Origin of the sequence: Cupriavidus sp. SS-3 (genome assembly GCF_035818815.1) — a bacterium.
GTDB classification, from domain to species: Bacteria; Pseudomonadota; Gammaproteobacteria; order Burkholderiales; family Burkholderiaceae; genus Cupriavidus; species Cupriavidus taiwanensis_C.
In genome coordinates this window covers 70,099-86,313 of the sequence record NZ_JAYLVT010000021.1, presented here as the reverse complement: position 1 = coordinate 86,313, position 16,215 = coordinate 70,099, and the positions used below count along the sequence as shown (strand labels likewise).

At 64.9% G+C, this 16,215-nt stretch carries 14 protein-coding genes; 6 read left to right on the top strand and 8 right to left on the bottom strand.

The features are described 5' to 3' along the window. Nucleotides 1-15: 15 nt before the first annotated feature. The 6 genes from U9J39_RS25080 to U9J39_RS25055 all read right to left on the bottom strand — a co-directional run bounded on the left by U9J39_RS25080 (nucleotide 16) and on the right by U9J39_RS25055 (nucleotide 6,074). Nucleotides 16-1,182 carry an acyl-CoA dehydrogenase family protein gene (locus U9J39_RS25080; RefSeq protein ID WP_326348416.1) on the bottom strand — a complete coding sequence of 389 codons (1,167 nt, stop codon included), beginning with the start codon at nucleotides 1,180-1,182 and terminating at the stop codon, nucleotides 16-18. Between the two features lie 24 nt (nucleotides 1,183-1,206). Then, complete coding sequence (locus U9J39_RS25075; protein ID WP_042877232.1) at nucleotides 1,207-1,668, bottom strand: MaoC family dehydratase; 462 nt, start codon at nucleotides 1,666-1,668, stop codon at nucleotides 1,207-1,209. A 26-nt stretch (nucleotides 1,669-1,694) separates the two neighbouring features. Continuing rightward, nucleotides 1,695-2,570 carry an HpcH/HpaI aldolase/citrate lyase family protein gene (locus tag U9J39_RS25070; protein ID WP_326348415.1) on the bottom strand — a complete coding sequence of 292 codons (876 nt, stop codon included), beginning with the start codon at nucleotides 2,568-2,570 and terminating at the stop codon, nucleotides 1,695-1,697. Nucleotides 2,571-2,752: 182 nt separating this feature from the next. Next, the gene (locus U9J39_RS25065) at nucleotides 2,753-3,223 is read right to left on the bottom strand and encodes a MaoC family dehydratase (protein WP_326348414.1); all 471 of its coding nucleotides are present in this window, start codon (nucleotides 3,221-3,223) and stop codon (nucleotides 2,753-2,755) included. A 157-nt stretch (nucleotides 3,224-3,380) separates the two neighbouring features. Continuing rightward, nucleotides 3,381-4,316: a LysR family transcriptional regulator gene (locus tag U9J39_RS25060; protein ID WP_326348413.1), complete on the bottom strand. Its 936-nt coding sequence runs from the start codon at nucleotides 4,314-4,316 to the stop codon at nucleotides 3,381-3,383. Nucleotides 4,317-4,472: 156 nt separating this feature from the next. Further along, complete coding sequence (locus tag U9J39_RS25055; RefSeq protein WP_326348412.1) at nucleotides 4,473-6,074, bottom strand: Na+/H+ antiporter; 1,602 nt, start codon at nucleotides 6,072-6,074, stop codon at nucleotides 4,473-4,475. Nucleotides 6,075-6,334: 260 nt separating this feature from the next. Here U9J39_RS25055 and U9J39_RS25050 point away from each other — a divergent pair, with 260 nt between their 5' ends. The 4 genes from U9J39_RS25050 (at nucleotide 6,335) to U9J39_RS25035 (ending at nucleotide 11,435) form a co-directional block, all read left to right on the top strand. Further along, nucleotides 6,335-7,744, top strand: coding sequence for an MmgE/PrpD family protein (locus tag U9J39_RS25050; RefSeq protein WP_326348411.1), 1,410 nt, complete (start codon nucleotides 6,335-6,337; stop codon nucleotides 7,742-7,744). 40 nt (nucleotides 7,745-7,784) lie between these two features. Continuing rightward, complete coding sequence (locus U9J39_RS25045; RefSeq protein WP_326348410.1) at nucleotides 7,785-9,083, top strand: MFS transporter; 1,299 nt, start codon at nucleotides 7,785-7,787, stop codon at nucleotides 9,081-9,083. Between the two features lie 159 nt (nucleotides 9,084-9,242). Continuing rightward, nucleotides 9,243-10,655, top strand: a complete 1,413-nt coding sequence (locus U9J39_RS25040; protein WP_326348409.1) for an MmgE/PrpD family protein — start codon at nucleotides 9,243-9,245, stop codon at nucleotides 10,653-10,655. A 78-nt stretch (nucleotides 10,656-10,733) separates the two neighbouring features. Continuing rightward, nucleotides 10,734-11,435, top strand: a complete 702-nt coding sequence (locus U9J39_RS25035; RefSeq protein WP_326348408.1) for a nitroreductase — start codon at nucleotides 10,734-10,736, stop codon at nucleotides 11,433-11,435. A gap of 80 nt (nucleotides 11,436-11,515) precedes the next feature. Here U9J39_RS25035 and U9J39_RS25030 read toward each other — a convergent pair whose 3' ends face one another. Beyond that, nucleotides 11,516-12,499, bottom strand: coding sequence for a Bug family tripartite tricarboxylate transporter substrate binding protein (locus U9J39_RS25030; RefSeq protein WP_326348407.1), 984 nt, complete (start codon nucleotides 12,497-12,499; stop codon nucleotides 11,516-11,518). After that, nucleotides 12,496-13,653 carry a CaiB/BaiF CoA transferase family protein gene (locus U9J39_RS25025; protein ID WP_326348406.1) on the bottom strand — a complete coding sequence of 386 codons (1,158 nt, stop codon included), beginning with the start codon at nucleotides 13,651-13,653 and terminating at the stop codon, nucleotides 12,496-12,498. Before U9J39_RS25025 ends, U9J39_RS25030 begins: the two co-directional genes overlap by 4 nt. 297 nt (nucleotides 13,654-13,950) lie before the next feature. Between U9J39_RS25025 and U9J39_RS25020 the strand changes: the two genes are divergently transcribed. Together U9J39_RS25020 and U9J39_RS25015 are read left to right on the top strand one after the other, a co-directional pair. Further along, entirely contained in the window at nucleotides 13,951-14,922 is a 972-nt protein-coding gene (locus U9J39_RS25020) for a Bug family tripartite tricarboxylate transporter substrate binding protein (RefSeq protein WP_326348405.1), read from the top strand. A 154-nt stretch (nucleotides 14,923-15,076) separates the two neighbouring features. Continuing rightward, nucleotides 15,077-16,213 (top strand): ABC transporter substrate-binding protein, encoded by a 1,137-nt coding sequence (locus tag U9J39_RS25015; protein ID WP_326348404.1) that lies wholly within the window; start codon nucleotides 15,077-15,079, stop codon nucleotides 16,211-16,213. The last annotated feature ends 2 nt before the right edge of the window (nucleotides 16,214-16,215 follow it).

Here is a 16,215-nt window from a genome sequence, read left to right as displayed (position 1 = left end):
TGGGCCACGAACCGGTCAATAAGACTTCGGCAGGCCGAGCTTGCGTTCGGCGATGTTCGACAGGATAAGCTGCGGGGTGACGGGCGCAATGTAGCCGATCCAGGCTTCGCGCATGAATCGTTCCACGTGATATTCCTTCGCGTAGCCGAAGCCGCCATGCGTGAGGATCGATGTCTGGCAAGCGTTCATGCAGGCCTCGGATGCCAGCAGCTTGGCCGCGTTGGCCTCGGAGCCGCAGGAGATCCCTTTGTCGTAGAGATCGGCAGCGGCGAGCAGCATGTGGTTGGCAGCCTCGAGCTCTGCCCAGTTGCGGGCCAGCGGATGCTGGACACCCTGGTTCTTGCCGATCTGACGACCGAAGACGACGCGGTCCTTAGCGTATTGCGTGGCAAGCTTGAGTACCGCGCGGCCGATACCGACCTGCTCGGCGGAGACGAAAACGCGCTCTGCGTTCATGCCGTGGAAGATGTACTTCAGGCCCTTGCCTTCCTCACCGATCAGCGAGTCTTTGGAAACCGGCAAATCGTCGATGAACAACTCGTTAGTGTCGACGGCGGCGCGGCCAAGCTTGTCGATCTCCCGAATCTCCACATACTTGCGGTCGAGCTTGGTGTAGAACAGGCTCAGCCCTTCGCCGTGCTTCTTGACCTCCTCGACCGGTGTGGTGCGCGCGAGAATCAGCATGTGGTCGGCGACCTGCGCGGTCGAAATAAAGACCTTCTTGCCCGAGATCAGGTAATTGCCATCGGGCTGCTTCTTCGCCACGACCTTGAGCTTGGTGGTATCAAGGCCCGTGTCCGGCTCGGTGACCGCGAAGCACGCCTTGTGTTCGCCACGGACAAAGGGCGGCAGCCAGGCCTTCTTCTGGGCATCCGTGCCGAAATGCACGACCGGCTGCAAGCCGAAGATGTTCATGTGGATCGTGGACGCGCCCGCTTGCCCGCCGCACTCGGCCACGGTACGCAAGAAGAGCGCAGCTTCAGTCACGCCAAGATTCGCCCCGCCGAACTCCTCTGGCATGCAGATCCCGAGCCAGCCGCCGCTGGCAACAGCCTCGAAGAACTCGTGCGGAAACTCGTGGTTCTTGTCCTTGTTCCGCCAGTACTCGAGCGGAAAGTCCGCACAGATCTTTTCTGCCGCATCAATAATGGCGAGCTGATCGGCGCTGAGTTTGTAGTCCATCGCTTCACTCCATCAGGTGTCAGATCAGGCCTTGTCGGCAGGGCGCAGCATCATCAGGCCGGTGCGCACGGCAGTGCAGACGATTTCGTCGCGCTGGTTCTTGGCAACGTGCTTGAAGGTGACGATGCCAGAGTCCGTACGGCTCTTGGAGATGCGCGTTTCGATGATTTCCGTCTCGACGCGGATGGTGTCGCCGTGGAAGGTGGGCTTGGGGAAAGCAATCTCGCCAAAGCCGAGGTTGCCCAGCGTGGTGCCCAGCGTGGTCTCGTACACCGTGATGCCGGCCACCAGCGCCAGCAGGAACATGCTGTTGACCAGGCGCTGGCCGTAGAACGTATTCTTGCTGTACTCGGCGTCGATGTGCAGCGGTGCGCAGTTGTAGGTCATGGCCGAGAACAGGACGTTGTCGGTCTCGGTGACGGTGCGGCGGATGGCGTGCTCGATCACCATGCCGGGCTTGAATTCTTCGAAGTAAAGGCCTGCCATATTTCTATCTCCTTGGGTGTTCGCAATCAGTTGTTGAACGATTGTGCGAGCTCGATGATTTCGCGCGCCGTCTTCACATGCGCGATGTCGATGTGCTCGCCGTCATAGATGCACGAGGCGCGACCCTCGGCCTCTGCCTTTTCCAGTGCGTCGATCATTCCCTGGTAGAACGCCACTTCCTCCTCGGTGGGACTGTAGGTCTTGTTGACGATCTCGACGTTGGAGGGGTGCAGCACCAGCTCGCCGCTCATGCCAAGCTGGCGGTCGTTGGCGGACGAGACCTTAAGCCCTTCGAGGTCATGCACCTGCTGCCATACTCCGCCGATGGGCAGCTTGCCCGCGGCGCGGGCGGCCATGACGATGCGCGACTTCAGGTACAAGGTCTCGCGCCCTTCGAGCGACCAGACGGTCTTGAGGGCACGGGCCACGTCGGCGTTCTTGGCCGTGGCGCCGACGATGGCAGGCACGCGCTCGTGCTGGGCGATCTCGTAGGCGTATTGCAGCGAGCGGGCGGTCTCCAGCAGCGGAATCACCCGGGTGTGGCCCACCGGCATGCCGGCGCGGTATTCGGCCTCGGCCAGCATGGACGAGACGGTATGAATGTCCTCGGGGCCGCAGGGCTTGGAAATCACGATGCCCTCGACCACCGGATGGACGATGGCCAGGATGTCTTCGAAGTCGTACAGATGTGCGCTGCGATTGATGCGCACCCAGATGCGCGGTTTCTGCCCGGCCAGCCAGTCCAGCCTGGACTTGACGATCTCGCGCGCCTCGACCTTCTGGGCCGGCGGCACGCTGTCCTCCAGATCCAGGATCAGCGCATCCGCTTTGGATGCCACAGATTTCTCGATCCAGCTCGACTTGTTGCCCGGTACGAACATCATGGATCGAATCGGTTTCATGGCACTTACACTCATCCTGGTCTCCTGGTAATGATTGCTGCCTTACAATCGTTAGATGAACGGCAAAAAATTTTTTGGGAAATCCCGTGGCCTTGATGCTAGATGGGCCAGGTCGTTTTGCTCAAGTAGTGACTGGCGAACCACCGATTCGCATTGCGCGAACCGGCGATGCACGGACGGCTTCAGCCCGCCGGATGGCGTCTCGGCAACCGTTGCAGGCAGCGGAACTTGGCCACCACCTCGTTGCGCTGGTTATAGGCGCGACGCTCCAGTTCGATCAGGCCGGCGTCGGGGCGCGCGGGGTCTTCGCGCTTGTCCAGCACCTCGCTTTCAATATGAATGGTGTCGCCGATGAAGACGGGCCGCGTGAATCGCACGTCGCTGAAGGCAACAGTGCCTGACACCGGGCCCCGTGCCAGTCCGGCCGCACCGATGCCGCATGCCAGCCCCAGCAGGAGGATGCTGTTGACGGCACGCATGCCATATGGCGCGGCTTCGGCATACGCCTGGTCCACGTGCAATGGCTCCATGCCATAGGTCAGCGTGCTGAACAGGAGGCTATCTGCCTCCGAGATGGTCTTGCGGATGGCATGCCGGCTGGCACTGCCAATGACAAAGTCCTCGAAGTAGCGGCCGGTCGCGGCGTCGGACATGGGTGCATTCCCTTGAAAGGCGGGACTTGCATGTGCATGCCACGACGCAGCGTCCCGTCACGCTTCAAGGGTAATCAGCAGGCGGCGAGGTGCCAAGTTGTGTTCCGCGACGCGGCGATTCGCCAATCGCGATCCGGCATCAGGCATGCCGAACGGCTCAGGATGACGCCGGCTCAGGCTGCTCGGTCAGCTGGCGGATCAGCATGCGCGTCGCCGCCGTGATCGCCTTGCCGCGACGCGTGCCGATGCGCACGCTGCGGGTCGCCCAGGGTTCGGGAATCCGTAGCATTGTCGAACGCGTGCTGGCCTCGAGCGAGACCATGCACTCCGGCAGGATGGTCACGCCAAGGCCCGCCTCAACCAGGCTGCGCGCCGCCTCGGGGCCATTGATCGTGAACTTGGGATGCAACACCCGGCCGATCTCGCGCGCGGCGCGGTTGACATCGGACATCAGCGTGGTGTTCGGGTGCATGGCAATGAACGGCTCGCGGATCAGGTCGGAGAAGGCGACCTCAGGCTGCTCGCCCAGCGGATGGCCATGCGGCACCAGCGCGACCAGGCGGTCGACGCGATACGGCAGGCTGTCCAGCGGCTCGTCGTCGATATCCGGGCTGACGATGTACACGGCCAGGTCGACATCCCCCGCCACCACCGAACGCACCAGGTTGGTATTGGCGTCCTGTTTCAGTTCCAGCTCGACCAGCGGGAAGTTGCGGGAGAACTCGCCGATCTCGCGCGCCAGGTACTGGATGATGACGGCACCCGTGGTGCCCACGGTGACGTGGCCACGAACGCCTTCGGAGAATTCGCCGAGTTCCCGGCGCATGTCTTCGAGGTTCTCGAACAGCAGCCGCAGATGGCGCGCCAGGACTTCGCCCGCCGCGCTTGGCGCCACGCCGCTGGGATTGCGCTCGAACAGCTGCACGCCGGCAATGTCTTCCAGATCCTGGATGCGCTTGGTTGCCGCGGAGGCGGCAATGTTCTCGCGGATGGCGGCGCGCCGGATCTGGCGCTCTTCCACCACCGTCAGGAACAGCCGCAGGGTGAACAGGTCGACCCGCCGGGTCAGGCCATGCACGCTCAGCGTGCTCATGGTGTCTCCTTTAATACTGGAACCGGTCTGCCGCCGGGTCAGGCGTCGCGCACATGCTGCGCAGCAGCATTGCGCTACGTGCGCCGTGAATCGCACCGCGAGTATACCGTCATGTCAGGCGGACCTGCACGGCTGCCGCGGCTCGGCGCGCGCCGTTCAGCCCGCGCCAACGCCTCCGCTGCCATGCAGGCTGGAGACTTCCTGCAGGTCCAGGTCGTGTTCCAGGTGACGTAGCAGTTCATCGCTGAGCTGTCCGGCGCGATGCATGCCGAGTAGTTCGGCCCTGGCGGCGGCAAGCCCGGCCAGGACCACGGCGAAGTGGGCAGATCGCGCCTCGTCGGGAAAGACGCTGTCCCTGAAGCGCTCGGTCAGTTGCGCCCGGTAGTTGTACTGCTCCCACAGGCGCGGGTGCAGCAGCTTGCCGTCGGCGTCGAATACCAGCGGGCGAATGGCATCCAGCTGCGCCTTCTCCAGCCGAGCCCAGGCCTGGGGTTCGGTCAGCTTGACGACGCCTTCGCCCGCATTCATCTTGCCGACGTCGAACATGCCGATCAGCAGGCCAATGGTCGCGCCCTGGACCAGTACCGTCACCAGGATCACGGCAAATGCCGCCACCAGGATCAGGTCCCTGCCCGGCATCGCCTCAGGCAGTGCCAGCGCAATCGCAAGCGTCACCACGCCGCGCATCCCCGCCCAGCTCACGATCGTTGCCGAGCGCCAGTCCGGCCGCGCCTGGCGCCTGTGCAACAGGCGGTGCCAGACCGGCTTCAGCGCTTCCGTGGCGAACACCCACACGAAACGCGAGAGCACGACAGCCACGATGACGATGGTGACCGGCATCGCAAGATAGGCCACCGCATCGGCTGTGCCACCGAGCCGGCCAAACACGCCGCGCAGCGACAAGCCGATCAGCAAGAAGACCAGCGCTTCGAGCAGGAACACCATCATCTGCCAGAACGCCGTGCCACGGATCCGGGTCGTTGCCGAGAACACCTGGTGCTGATGCCACCCCAGGATCATGCCGGTGGTAACCGTGGCGATGACGCCGGAAACTTCCAGCCATTCGCCGACGATGTAGCTGATCCAGGCCGACAGCACCGATGCCGTGATGACCAGGTACTCGTCGGTCAGCACCCTGATGATACGCACCAACAGCATCCCGACACCGACGCCGACGGCGACACCGCCCAATGCCAGCACCACGAATTCCGCTGCGGCGTGCTGTATGCTGAACGCACCGGTCAGCGCAGCCGCAACCGCGAACCGGTAGAGCACCAGCCCCGTGGCGTCGTTGAGCAGGCTTTCACCTTCCAGCAATGCCATCAGCCGCCGCGGCAACGCGACGCGCTCCAGCACGGCCTTCGCCGCGACCGCGTCGGGCGGCGAAACGATGGCCCCCAGCGCGAAACAAGCAGCCCACGGCAGCCCGGGAACCACGAGGTGGACCGCCACGCCGACGACCAGCGTCGTGAACAGCACAGCCCCGATCGCCAGCATCAGGATGCCGCGCAGGTTGCGCCGGAACTCATCCCAGACGGAAAAGTAAGCACCGTCCATCAGTAGCGGCGGCAGGAAGACGACCAGGACCAGGTCCGGGTCAAGCTCCACGTCCGGCAGCCCGGGTATGAAAGCCATGGCGATGCCGCCGACGAGGAAAGCGGCCGCAGGGGGAAGCCGGAGCCGTTTGGCAAGCAGCTCCAGGCCGATGATGGCGACCAGCGAGAGCAGCACCAGCTTGAAGGCCAGGACCGGCGACATGGCGTTTCCCCCAGGAGTTCGGCGTTCCGGCCATTATCCATGAAGCGCCGACGGCCGGGTGACGCAAGCGGCTGGTGCGTTCGATTTCCGGAACAGATGCGACATGCGAATTGCCGGGGGCGGTACCCAGGGCTCTAATGGTTCGCGGCGAGCGCCCGGCCCCTTCATCGGCCAGCCAGGCTACTCGCCCTGCCGGGGGCGCCCCAAGACGGACTGGCGGGCGACCCCGTGATGGCCAACCTAACCCCGAAGACCCTGCCATGACGAGATTTCCACGCCAGACCTCCGAAGACCCGATGGCCACCCTGTGCCGCATGGCACTGCAAACGCAGTACCAGGACCTGCCGGCAGACGTGATCCGGCATGCCAGACATACGTTGCTCGATGCCATGGCCGTCACCATCGGCGGCTCGGCGATGGACGGCATACCGGCGATCGTCGAACTGGTGAAGGACAAGGGCGGCAAGCCGGAAACCATGCTGCCCTTTTATGGCGGCAAGGTCCCCGCCGCGGAGGCAGCACTGGCCATCGGGCCGATGCCGCGGGCCATGGATTGCGGCGACCTCCATGAAGAGGCCGGGCACGTCAGCGAGTACATTGTCGCCAGCCTGCTGGCCGCGACGGGATTGAGACGGAACGTGACGGGCAAGGAATTCCTTGCGGCGCTGGCGATCGGCCAGGAGACCCTGATCCGGCTGGGCTCGGCCTACAAAGTCATCAGCCGGGCGGTCAAGGCGAACGACTGTGGCGGCCACTACATCTTTGGCGCGGTCGCGGCGGTCGGCAAACTGCTGGAACTGACCCAGGAGCAGCTCGAGAACGCCCAGGGCATCGCGCGCACCATGACCCAGCCACACACGATGGCCATCTACGCTCCCGCGACGCTGATGGTCCGCGTGCATCACGGACTGGTGTGCCAGGCCGCGATCACAGCGTGCCAGCTGGCCTCGCGCGGAATTACCGGACCGCGCCAGGAGGTGCTGCTAGGCGCCAACGGCTACCTGAACACCGTCCGCTGGCAGACCGAACCCGAAGCGCTGACGCGGGATCTCGGCGAGCGCTGGGAACTGGCCAGCATCATCACCAAGGGTTACAGCGCCTGCTATTTCTCGCATTCCTCCATCGACGGCATCCGTGACCAGATGCGCTGCCACGGCTTCGGCGCGACCGACATCGCGAGCATCCATATCGATGTCTCGACGTCTGGCTGGCGCGCGGTATGCGAACCGACTGAGAAGAAATGGCATCCCCGCACCGTGCCGGAATGCCAGTTCAGCCTGCCCTATGCCGTGGCCACTGCGGCGTTCGACGACAAGGTATTCCTGGAGTCTTACACGCCCGCCGCCAGGGGTCGGGAGGACGTCCGCGAACTGATGACGCGGATCACCGCGTCGGAGGATCCCTCCGTATCCGACTGGGCCGCACGGGTGACCACCAGGCTGCGCGACGGGCGTCTGGTCAGCACGGAATACGTCTACGTGAAGGGCCATCCCGAGAACCCGTTCAGCGAACAGGACTTCATCGACAAGTTCAGGCTATGCGTGCCCTATTCCGCGTACCCGCTGAGCGAAGAGATCGTCGACACGCTCATTGACGACATCCTGCACCTGGAACGGATCGACGACGTGGCGCACGCCCTGCTCGCGCCTCTGACACCCGCCGAAGCCTGAACGAACAGACATGGCAACAACGACTGGAGACAACGCTCAAATGGAAACGCTCGAACAACGCGTCATGCCGAAGGTGTTCCGGCGCCTGGTCCCATTCCTGATCATCTGCTACTTCGTGTCCTTCCTGGACCGTGTCAATGTCGGATTCGCGGCCTTGCAGATGAACAAGGACCTGGGACTGAGCGCGACGGCATTCGGGCTGGGGGCCGGCCTGTTCTTCCTGACTTATTTCCTCTTTGAGGTGCCGTCGAACCTGCTGCTGGTCCGCTTCGGGGCCCGCCGCTGGATCGCGCGCATCATGGTGACGTGGGGCCTGGTTTCGGCGGCGACCGCGCTCGTCACTGGGCCGACCAGCTTCTACATCGTGCGCCTGCTGCTCGGCATCGCAGAAGCCGGGTTCTTCCCGGGCGTGGCCTATTTCCTGACGCTCTGGTTCCCGTCGGCCTACCGCGCGCGCGTGATGGGCTACCTGCTGGTCGCGGCGCCGATGTCCACCGTGATCGGGGCTCCGATTTCAGGCGTGCTGCTGAACCTGGAGGGCGTGATGGGCCTGCATGGCTGGCAATGGATGTTCATCCTGGAAGCGCTGCCCGCGGTCATCCTGGGGTTCATCGCGCTGAAGCACCTGAAGGGCGAACCCGCGGATGCCGCCTGGCTGTCGGCGGACGAGCGCAGCTGGCTGTCCCAGCGCATGGCGGCCGAGGATCGTGAGCGTCGCGCCGAGAGCCACCTGTCGGTGGCGCAAGTGTTCTTCAACCCCCAGGTGTGGCTGCTGTCGACTATGGCCTTCGGCTTCTTCCTGACCATCTTCGGCGTGGGCTTCTTCCTGCCCCAGATCGTCAAGTCGTTTGGCCTGAGCAATGTGCAGACCGGGTTCGTGGCCGCGATTCCGTACGTGATCGCCTCGCTGAGCATCGTGTTCTGGGCCAGGCGATCGGACGCAAAGAAGGAGCGGCACCTGCATATTGCGGTGCCCGCGTTTATCGCCGGGGTGGCGCTGATCGCTGCGGCGCTGGTGGACGATTCGATCCTGAAAATGATTGCCTTCAGTGTGGCTGCCTTTGGCATCTTCGGCGCCCTGCCGGCCTTCTGGGCCATCAACACCACCCTCCTCTCCGGCCCCGCATCCGCCGCCGGCATTGCCTTCATCGGGGCGGTCGGCAACCTGGGCGGCTTCGCGGGGCCGTCGCTGCTCGGCCTGTCGAAGGACCTGACCGGAAGCTATGCCGGCGGGCTCGTGATCCTCGCCGCCGTGGCCTTCGTCGCTGCCGCCATCGCGCTGGGGGTCGGCAGGCGCAGCAACCCGTCCGGCATCGCCCTGGCACCATCCGGCGAATAACCCGCTCACCCCGGGGCGCGGCTTCCGCTCACTGTACGGAACCGGAGTCCGCCTCGGATTGACAGCCCCAATGCTTGCGAGGAATCTGGTCACCATGCCAGTGCATGTCGCCATCGACCGGGCGACGCATCAACGACACTTTTCCCAGGGGACGCACCTGTGACTACCACCCAATCCGATTCCAGTTCGCCGGCCAGCTGCCCACCCCTCGAGCAGGCAGTGGTTCGCCTGATCCAGGACCTGACCTTCGACCAGCTCGATGCGCCGGCGCATGCCGGCGTCAGCCGGCTCATGCGCGACCAGCTCGCGCTGCAGATCGGCACCTCGCAGATGCCCTGGTCGCACCAGGTGCTGGCATTCGCCATCGCCCAGCAACGCCCCGGGCGCAGCCGGGTGGCCGCCAGCACCGCCACCATGAGTGCCGCGGACGCCGCCTTCGTCAATGGGGCTTACGGTCATGGCTTCGAGTACGACGACGCCCACGGCGCCAGCGCCAGCCACCCCGGCAGCTGCGTGATTCCCGCGGCGCTCGCGATCGGCGAGGAACTGGGCTCGACCCTGGAGGAGGTCATCACCGCGATCGTGGCCGGCTACGAGGTCTACACGCGGATCGGCGTGCTAGCGGCGCCGGACCTGCTCAAGCGCGGCTATCACCCGCATGCCGTACTGTCCAGCTTCGGCGCTGCGGCAGTCTCGGCCAAGTTGCGCAGGTTCGATGCAGAAACCACCCTGCATGCGCTCTCCATCGCGCTGAGCCATGCGGCCGGCACCACCGAGTACACCTCCACCGGCGGCTCGGTCAAGCGGGTGCACGCCGGCATCGGGACGCGCAGCGGCATGGTCTCGGCCGACATGGCGCAGGCTGGAATCACCGGGCCGCGCGCCTTCCTGAGCGGCAACAAAGGCTTGTTCCGCACCTTCCTGCAACGTGGCCCGGGCGATCGGGCCGAGGAGCGGTTCCGCCTCGACCAGCCGTTCGAGATCGGCACGGTCTGGCTCAAGGCGTACTGCGCCTGCTATTGCACCCATGCGTATATCGACGCCATCCGCCCGTTCGCGGCGCGCCGCGCCGACATTGCCGATATCCAGGCCCGCATCCATCCCGCCTTCAACGTGGTCGTCGGCACCGCCAACGCCAATGCGTATGAGCCGAAGAACATCGAGCACGTCCAGTTCAGCCTGCCGACACAAATGGCATTTGCCGTGCTCGGCATGGGCAATGGCTACAAGGTGCACCGCGACTACCTGGACGGCAAGCTCGACATGGGCCCCGTGAAGGAAGTCGCACGCGGCATCGGCATTTCGGAAGCACCGGAACTCGAGCAGCGCTACCCCGGCAAGTTCGTCGCCGATGTCACGGTGACTTTCCGCGATGGCTCGTCCGAGCATGTCTTCGTAGAGGACCCGATCGGCTCGCTGGCCAACCCCATGTCGGAAGCTGAGCAGGACGCGAAGTTCGTGGAGCTGACGGTTGACGTGCTCGGCGAAGACCGGGCGCAGACGCTGCTGGCGACACTCAGGAAGATGGATCCGCGCATCAAGGCAGCAGACCTGATGGCCTTGACGCAGTAAGTCATGGCATCGGGCAGGACGCGCGCCGACCCGGCCCAGCGTGCCAGGTTGGCCGCTAATGATAGTCAGGAGATAGCAATGCAGCAGCACTCCGTCAGCCGCCCGTCCGGCAGCGACGTCGACACCCTCACAAGACTGATGTCCGAGCGCTTCACGTGCCGCGCATACCTGGACAAGGCCGTGCCGGACAAGGTGATCCGAAGCATCGTCAACGTTGCGAAGAAGAGCGCATCCTGGTGCAACGTGCAGCCCTGGCACCTGGTCATCGGCTCGCAGGCGACTACGGAACAGTTTCGCAATGCGCTGGTCGAGCACGCCGCCAGCTCGCCCGAGGTCGATTCGGACCTGCCCTTCCCGGAAGAGTATCGCGGCGTCCACGCCGAACGCAGACAAGAAACGGGTTACCGGCTCTATGAAGCGCTGGGCATCGAGCGCCACGACCGCGAGCGCCGCGCCAGCCAGGGCTTCGAGAACTTCAGGCTGTTCGGGGCGCCGCATGTGGCGATTGTCACGATGGCCGCGGATCTGGGACCGTACGCCGCTGTCGATTGCGGCGGGTTTATCGCATCGTTCCTGCTGGCCGCACACGCGCACGGTGTCGCCACCACGCCGCAGGGGGCGCTGGCACGGCATGCCAGGTTCGTGCGCTCGCACTTTGGCATCGGCGACGACCGCAAGATGATCTGCGCGATTTCGTTTGGCTACGCGGATCCCGATCATGCGGCGAACAGCTTCAGGACGAGCCGGGCGCCGGATGAAGAGATCATGCGGCTGGTGTAGCCACCGGCGTTGAGCGGATCAAGCAAGCGAGCCGACCCTGGTCGGCTCGTTCTCCTTGTCGGAGACTTATCGGCCGGCTTTCAGCCGGCCTTTGACTTGGCCTGAGTCAGGGCCACCAGCTTCTTCCACCGTTCCAGCTCAGCCGGCGCACTGGCGCGAACCGCGGCCGAATCCGCGATATCGACCTCCAGCCCCTGCCCAATGCAATAAGACTTGAAAGCAGGCGTCGCGGCCGCCGCCGTCATGGTTTTGGACAGTTGCGCGACAATGGCAGGCGGCGTGCCACGCGGAGCCATGACCCAGATCGGCGAGATCAGCTCATAGCCTTTCAGGCCGGCCTCGTCCATCGTCACGACATCCGGAAGCTGGCTCGAACGCCGCAGGCTGGTGACTGCGAGCACGCGCAATCGCCCCGCCTTGATCAGGGCCAGCGACGAGGCCACGCCCCCGAAGCCAACATCGACCTGGCCGCTCGCCGTATCCACCGCGACCTGCGCCGGCCCCTTGTATGGGACGTGGGTCATCTCAATGCCGGCCATGCTGCTCATCAGCGCCGCCGCCATGTGCGACGTGGTGCCATTTCCGGAGGACCCGAAGGACACGCTCCCGGGCTTGCGCTTCGCCGCCGAGATGACGTCCTGAACCGTGCGGAACCGAGAATTTGCCGCGGTAGTCAGCAGCAGCGCGGACATGCCCAGCCGCGCGACCGGCTCGAAGTCCCTGACCGCATCGTATGGCGTCTTCTCGACCCACTGGTTCGAGTAGTGCGCGGCATATGTGCACAGCAGCGTGTAGCCGTCCGGCACAGCCTTCGCGACGAAATCCGTGCCGATGATCCCGCTCGCGCCAAGGCGGTTCTCCACGACAAACGCAGAGCCCAGGGTCTTCATCAGCTCGGCGCTCATATAGCGCGCCACGACATCGCTGCCGGAGCCAGGGCTGACGGGCACGATGATTCGCACCGGGTGGGAAGGATAGGCCTGGGCGAGCACCGAAGCCGGGAACGATGCGGGGATGGCCGCCAGCGCCGGCAGCGACTGCAGGAAGGTGCGGCGCTTCATCATTGCGTCGCTCCGCTTTGGATGCGGCCGGCGGCCGCCAGGTTGTCGAGCTCTTCCCTGGAAAGCCATTCCGCCAGTGCCAGCGCCGCGTTCTCCGGCGTTGCCGCAGCGGGGGGAGCCGGATCGGCCGGCCGCGTACGCGAAAAGCGCGGCGCCGGGCGCGGGTGCATCACGCCATCGACCTCGACAAAGGTGCCCCGCGCCTTCAGGTGCGGATGTTCAAACGCCTCTTCCGGGTCGAGCACGGGCGCAAAGCACGCGTCGCTGCCTTCGAGCAGCTCCGTCCACTGCGCACGCGTCCGCGTCCTGAACTGCGCAGCAAAAACGCGGCGGGCTGTTGGCCAGTCAGCGCGGTCTGCCTGCTTGCCCAGCGCGGACGGGTCCAACTCCAGTCGTTCAAGCAGTTGTTGATAGAACTTGGACTCGATCGGGCCGATCGACACGTATTTACCGTCGGCGCACTCGTAGACATCGTAGAAAGGCGCTCCCGAATCCAGCAGGTTGGTGCCTCGTTCCGATCCGGTCAGGCCCGCAGCCCGTAGCCCGGTATGCACGGCCAGCAGCGACGCCACGCCATCGACGATGGCCGCGTCGACCACCTGGCCTTTGCCCGAGGAACGCGCCTCCAGGATGGCGCTCACGATGCCGAGTGCGGCATAGACCGAGCCGCCGGCATAGTCGCCGACGACATTGAGCGGTACCGTCGGCGGCTGGCCCTCGCGCCCGATCGCGTTGAGTAGCCCGGTGATGGCGATGTAGTTGATATCGTGCCCCGCAGTCTGGGCCAGCGGGCCATCCTGGCCCCAGCCCGTCAGCCTGCCGTACACCAGCTTGGGATTGCGCGCGAGGCAAGCCTCAGGCCCGAGCCCGAGCCGCTCGGTGACCCCGGGGCGGAATCCCTCGATCAGCGCATCGGCCTTGTCGATCAGCGTGTGAACCAGTTCCAGCTCCGCCGGATCCTTCAGGTCCACCTGAATCGACTTTCGGTTGCGCAACACCAGATCAAATTGCAGCGGCCGCGACAGGCCCAGCCCCGACGGCTCCTTCCGGTCGACGCGGATGATCGTCGCGCCGAGGTCTGCAAGCAACATGGCGCAAAAGGGAGCCGGCCCGATGCCCGCCAGCTCCACGATGCGCACTCCAGCAAGTGGTCCCACGATGGTCTCCTGAAAGCTATGCCTGGTTTCCCGCGCCGCCTGTAAAGGGCGCGAGAGCGGTCAGTAGTGCCGGGGGGGCGATCCGCCTGACTCAGACATCGCCGATGCTCCCCGCGCGTACTTCCGCGACATACCGATCGTGCGCGCCCTCTCCCCGGAACTCAACTCACCAGTCTGTGCCGTTCCGTGCTTTGAGAGGCGGACCCGCCCTGCTCTCAAAGCACGGAACGGCGCACCAGCGCCGATTGCCCAGCCCGCCGGCCGCGCCTATCTTCGAGGCACAAAAGAGGAGACATTATGTTCAGCAGAAGGTACTTCCTGAAATCACTCGCGTCACTAGGTGCCCTTGCCTGCGCACCGTCGGCCTTCGCACAGCCATATCCGTCGCGGCCGATTCGAATTGTCGTGCCGGCCTCGCCAGGCACGGCGGTCGACATTACTGCGCGATTCATGGCCGAGGCGCTGGCCAAGAGCCTGAAAACCCCGGTCCTGGTGGACAACCGTGCCGGCGCTGGCGGGCTCATCGGCACGGACGCCGTGGCCAAGGCTCCCGGAGACGGCTACACGCTGCTGTTCGCCGGTGTTCCCCACCTGACCACGCGATGGTTCACCGACGGGCCTGTCACGTTTGACCCGGTCAGGGACTTCATGCCGATTGCCAAGGTGAGCAGTTCCGCGCTGGCAATCGCGGTCAAGGCCGACTCGCCTTACAAGACCCTGGGCGACCTGATCGCGGCCATGAAGCGCAAGCCGGGCGAGATCACGTATTCGTCCGGCGGGGCGGGCAGCACTTCACATCTCTGCTCGGTGATGCTGAATGACCTGACGAAGACGCGGGCCAAGCATATCCCTTACAAGGGCAACGGGCCCGCTGTCACGGACGTCATGGCCGGCCAGGTGGACTTCACCTGCCAGGGCGCGCCGAGCGTGGTGCCGATGATCAAGGCAGGCAAGCTGCGCGGCCTCGCCGTCACCAGCGCCGGGCGCTGGGGTGATATCCCGGACGTCCCGACATCGGCGCAAGCCGGGGTTGCGGGCTACCAGGTCGCGTCGTGGATCGGCGCTCTGGCCCCCGTTGCGACGCCGGCCCCAATCGTCGAGCGCCTGTCCGAAGAACTGGTGCGGATCGCCCAATCGCCCGCGTTCAAGGAGTTCTGCGCGCGTCAATCGATGTACGTCGATATCGCCGATCGCCGCCAGTTCCTGGCTGACTTGCCGAAGGAGGATGCGCACTGGAAGCGCATCGCGCAGCTCTCGAAGGGATCTTGAGCTCGCCGGCCTCGCCCTCCCCGCATTCAAAGTACGGGACAAACCGGGCTACTCGCTTGGCGCGGCCGTACGACCTCATGTGAAATGGCTTCGGCAGCTATCCGACGTGTGCGCGGCTGCGCCAAGCGTGAACAATATTCAGGAGACAAAGACCATGGGCCTAGAACGCCTTCTTTCGCTGCGCCTGGCCGGTTTCGCGGCCCTTGCCGCCTGCGCTTTCGCGCAGGCCCAGGCCCAGGAAATCCCGATCATGTCCATCCAGTCGGTGACCGGCGCGGCCGCCTTCGCTGGCGCGAGCTACCAGAACGGCATCCGTCTGGCAGTCGACGAAGCCAACACGAAGGGCGTGCTCGGCAGCGCCAGGATCAAGCTGATCGAGCGCGACAACGCGAGCGACAAGGGGCAGGCCATCAACCTGGCCAACCAGGCGATCGACCGGGAGCGGGTGGTGCTGTCGCTCGGGCCCTCGGCAACTTCCGACTCCGTCGGCGTGGCGCCGATCTTCAATGACAAGCACGTCCCCATGATGTCCATGGCCAGTTCGGACGCCATCATCGCCCCCGGACCGTGGGTATTCAAGTTCCAGCAGAGTGCGACGGATATCAGCCCACGGATGGCAAAGTACGTGCTCGAGAAGACGTCGGTGCGCAAGGTCGCGATGGTGTACGACCGCGGCAATGAAGCGCTGATCGAGTATAAGAATTACTTCCGCGACCCGTTCAAGGCGGGGGGCGGAACGGTGGTGGCCGAGGAGGCGGTCGTCACCAGCGACACCAACTTCCTGCCGCTGGTGACCAAGCTCAAGGCCATGGATCTCGATGCGGTGTATCTCGCCACCTATTCCGAGCAAAGCGCCAACATCATCCTCCAGCTGCGCCAGGCCGGCTTGCCCGAGAAGGTGCGCTTCATCGGCACCATCGCACTGGTCACCCCGCGCTTCCTGAACATCGCCGGCAAGGCAGCCGAAGGCACGCTTGCCGTGTCGGAGTTCGTCAACGGCATGGACCGGCCGCTGAACAAGACCTTCGAGGCTGCCTACAAGGCGCGCTACAAAGCCGAGCCTGACGCCTGGGCCGCGACCGGTTACTCGTCCATCCAGGTCGCGCTCGCAGCGCTCAGGGATGCCGGACCCAATCCCGACCGGCAGAAGGTGCGCGACGCCCTTATGAAGGTGCACGACGTGCCGGTCGTGGTCGGCTCGGGCAGCTGGAACCACAGCGATCGCCGCCCCAGGTACGGCAGCATCGTGCTCGTCGTCAAGGACGGCAAGTTCGTCCAGGCTGACAGGTGAGA

Coding starts and splice junctions, on each gene's coding strand:
- U9J39_RS25080 (WP_326348416.1), bottom strand. CDS start 1,182: ATGGACTACAAACTCAGCGCCGATCAGCTCGCCATTATTGATGCGGCA.
- U9J39_RS25075 (WP_042877232.1), bottom strand. CDS start 1,668: ATGGCAGGCCTTTACTTCGAAGAATTCAAGCCCGGCATGGTGATCGAG.
- U9J39_RS25070 (WP_326348415.1), bottom strand. CDS start 2,570: ATGAAACCGATTCGATCCATGATGTTCGTACCGGGCAACAAGTCGAGC.
- U9J39_RS25065 (WP_326348414.1), bottom strand. CDS start 3,223: ATGTCCGACGCCGCGACCGGCCGCTACTTCGAGGACTTTGTCATTGGC.
- U9J39_RS25060 (WP_326348413.1), bottom strand. CDS start 4,316: ATGAGCACGCTGAGCGTGCATGGCCTGACCCGGCGGGTCGACCTGTTC.
- U9J39_RS25055 (WP_326348412.1), bottom strand. CDS start 6,074: ATGTCGCCGGTCCTGGCCTTCAAGCTGGTGCTGCTCTCGCTGGTCGCC.
- U9J39_RS25050 (WP_326348411.1), top strand. CDS start 6,335: ATGACGAGATTTCCACGCCAGACCTCCGAAGACCCGATGGCCACCCTG.
- U9J39_RS25045 (WP_326348410.1), top strand. CDS start 7,785: ATGGAAACGCTCGAACAACGCGTCATGCCGAAGGTGTTCCGGCGCCTG.
- U9J39_RS25035 (WP_326348408.1), top strand. CDS start 10,734: ATGCAGCAGCACTCCGTCAGCCGCCCGTCCGGCAGCGACGTCGACACC.
- U9J39_RS25030 (WP_326348407.1), bottom strand. CDS start 12,499: ATGATGAAGCGCCGCACCTTCCTGCAGTCGCTGCCGGCGCTGGCGGCC.
- U9J39_RS25020 (WP_326348405.1), top strand. CDS start 13,951: ATGTTCAGCAGAAGGTACTTCCTGAAATCACTCGCGTCACTAGGTGCC.
- U9J39_RS25015 (WP_326348404.1), top strand. CDS start 15,077: ATGGGCCTAGAACGCCTTCTTTCGCTGCGCCTGGCCGGTTTCGCGGCC.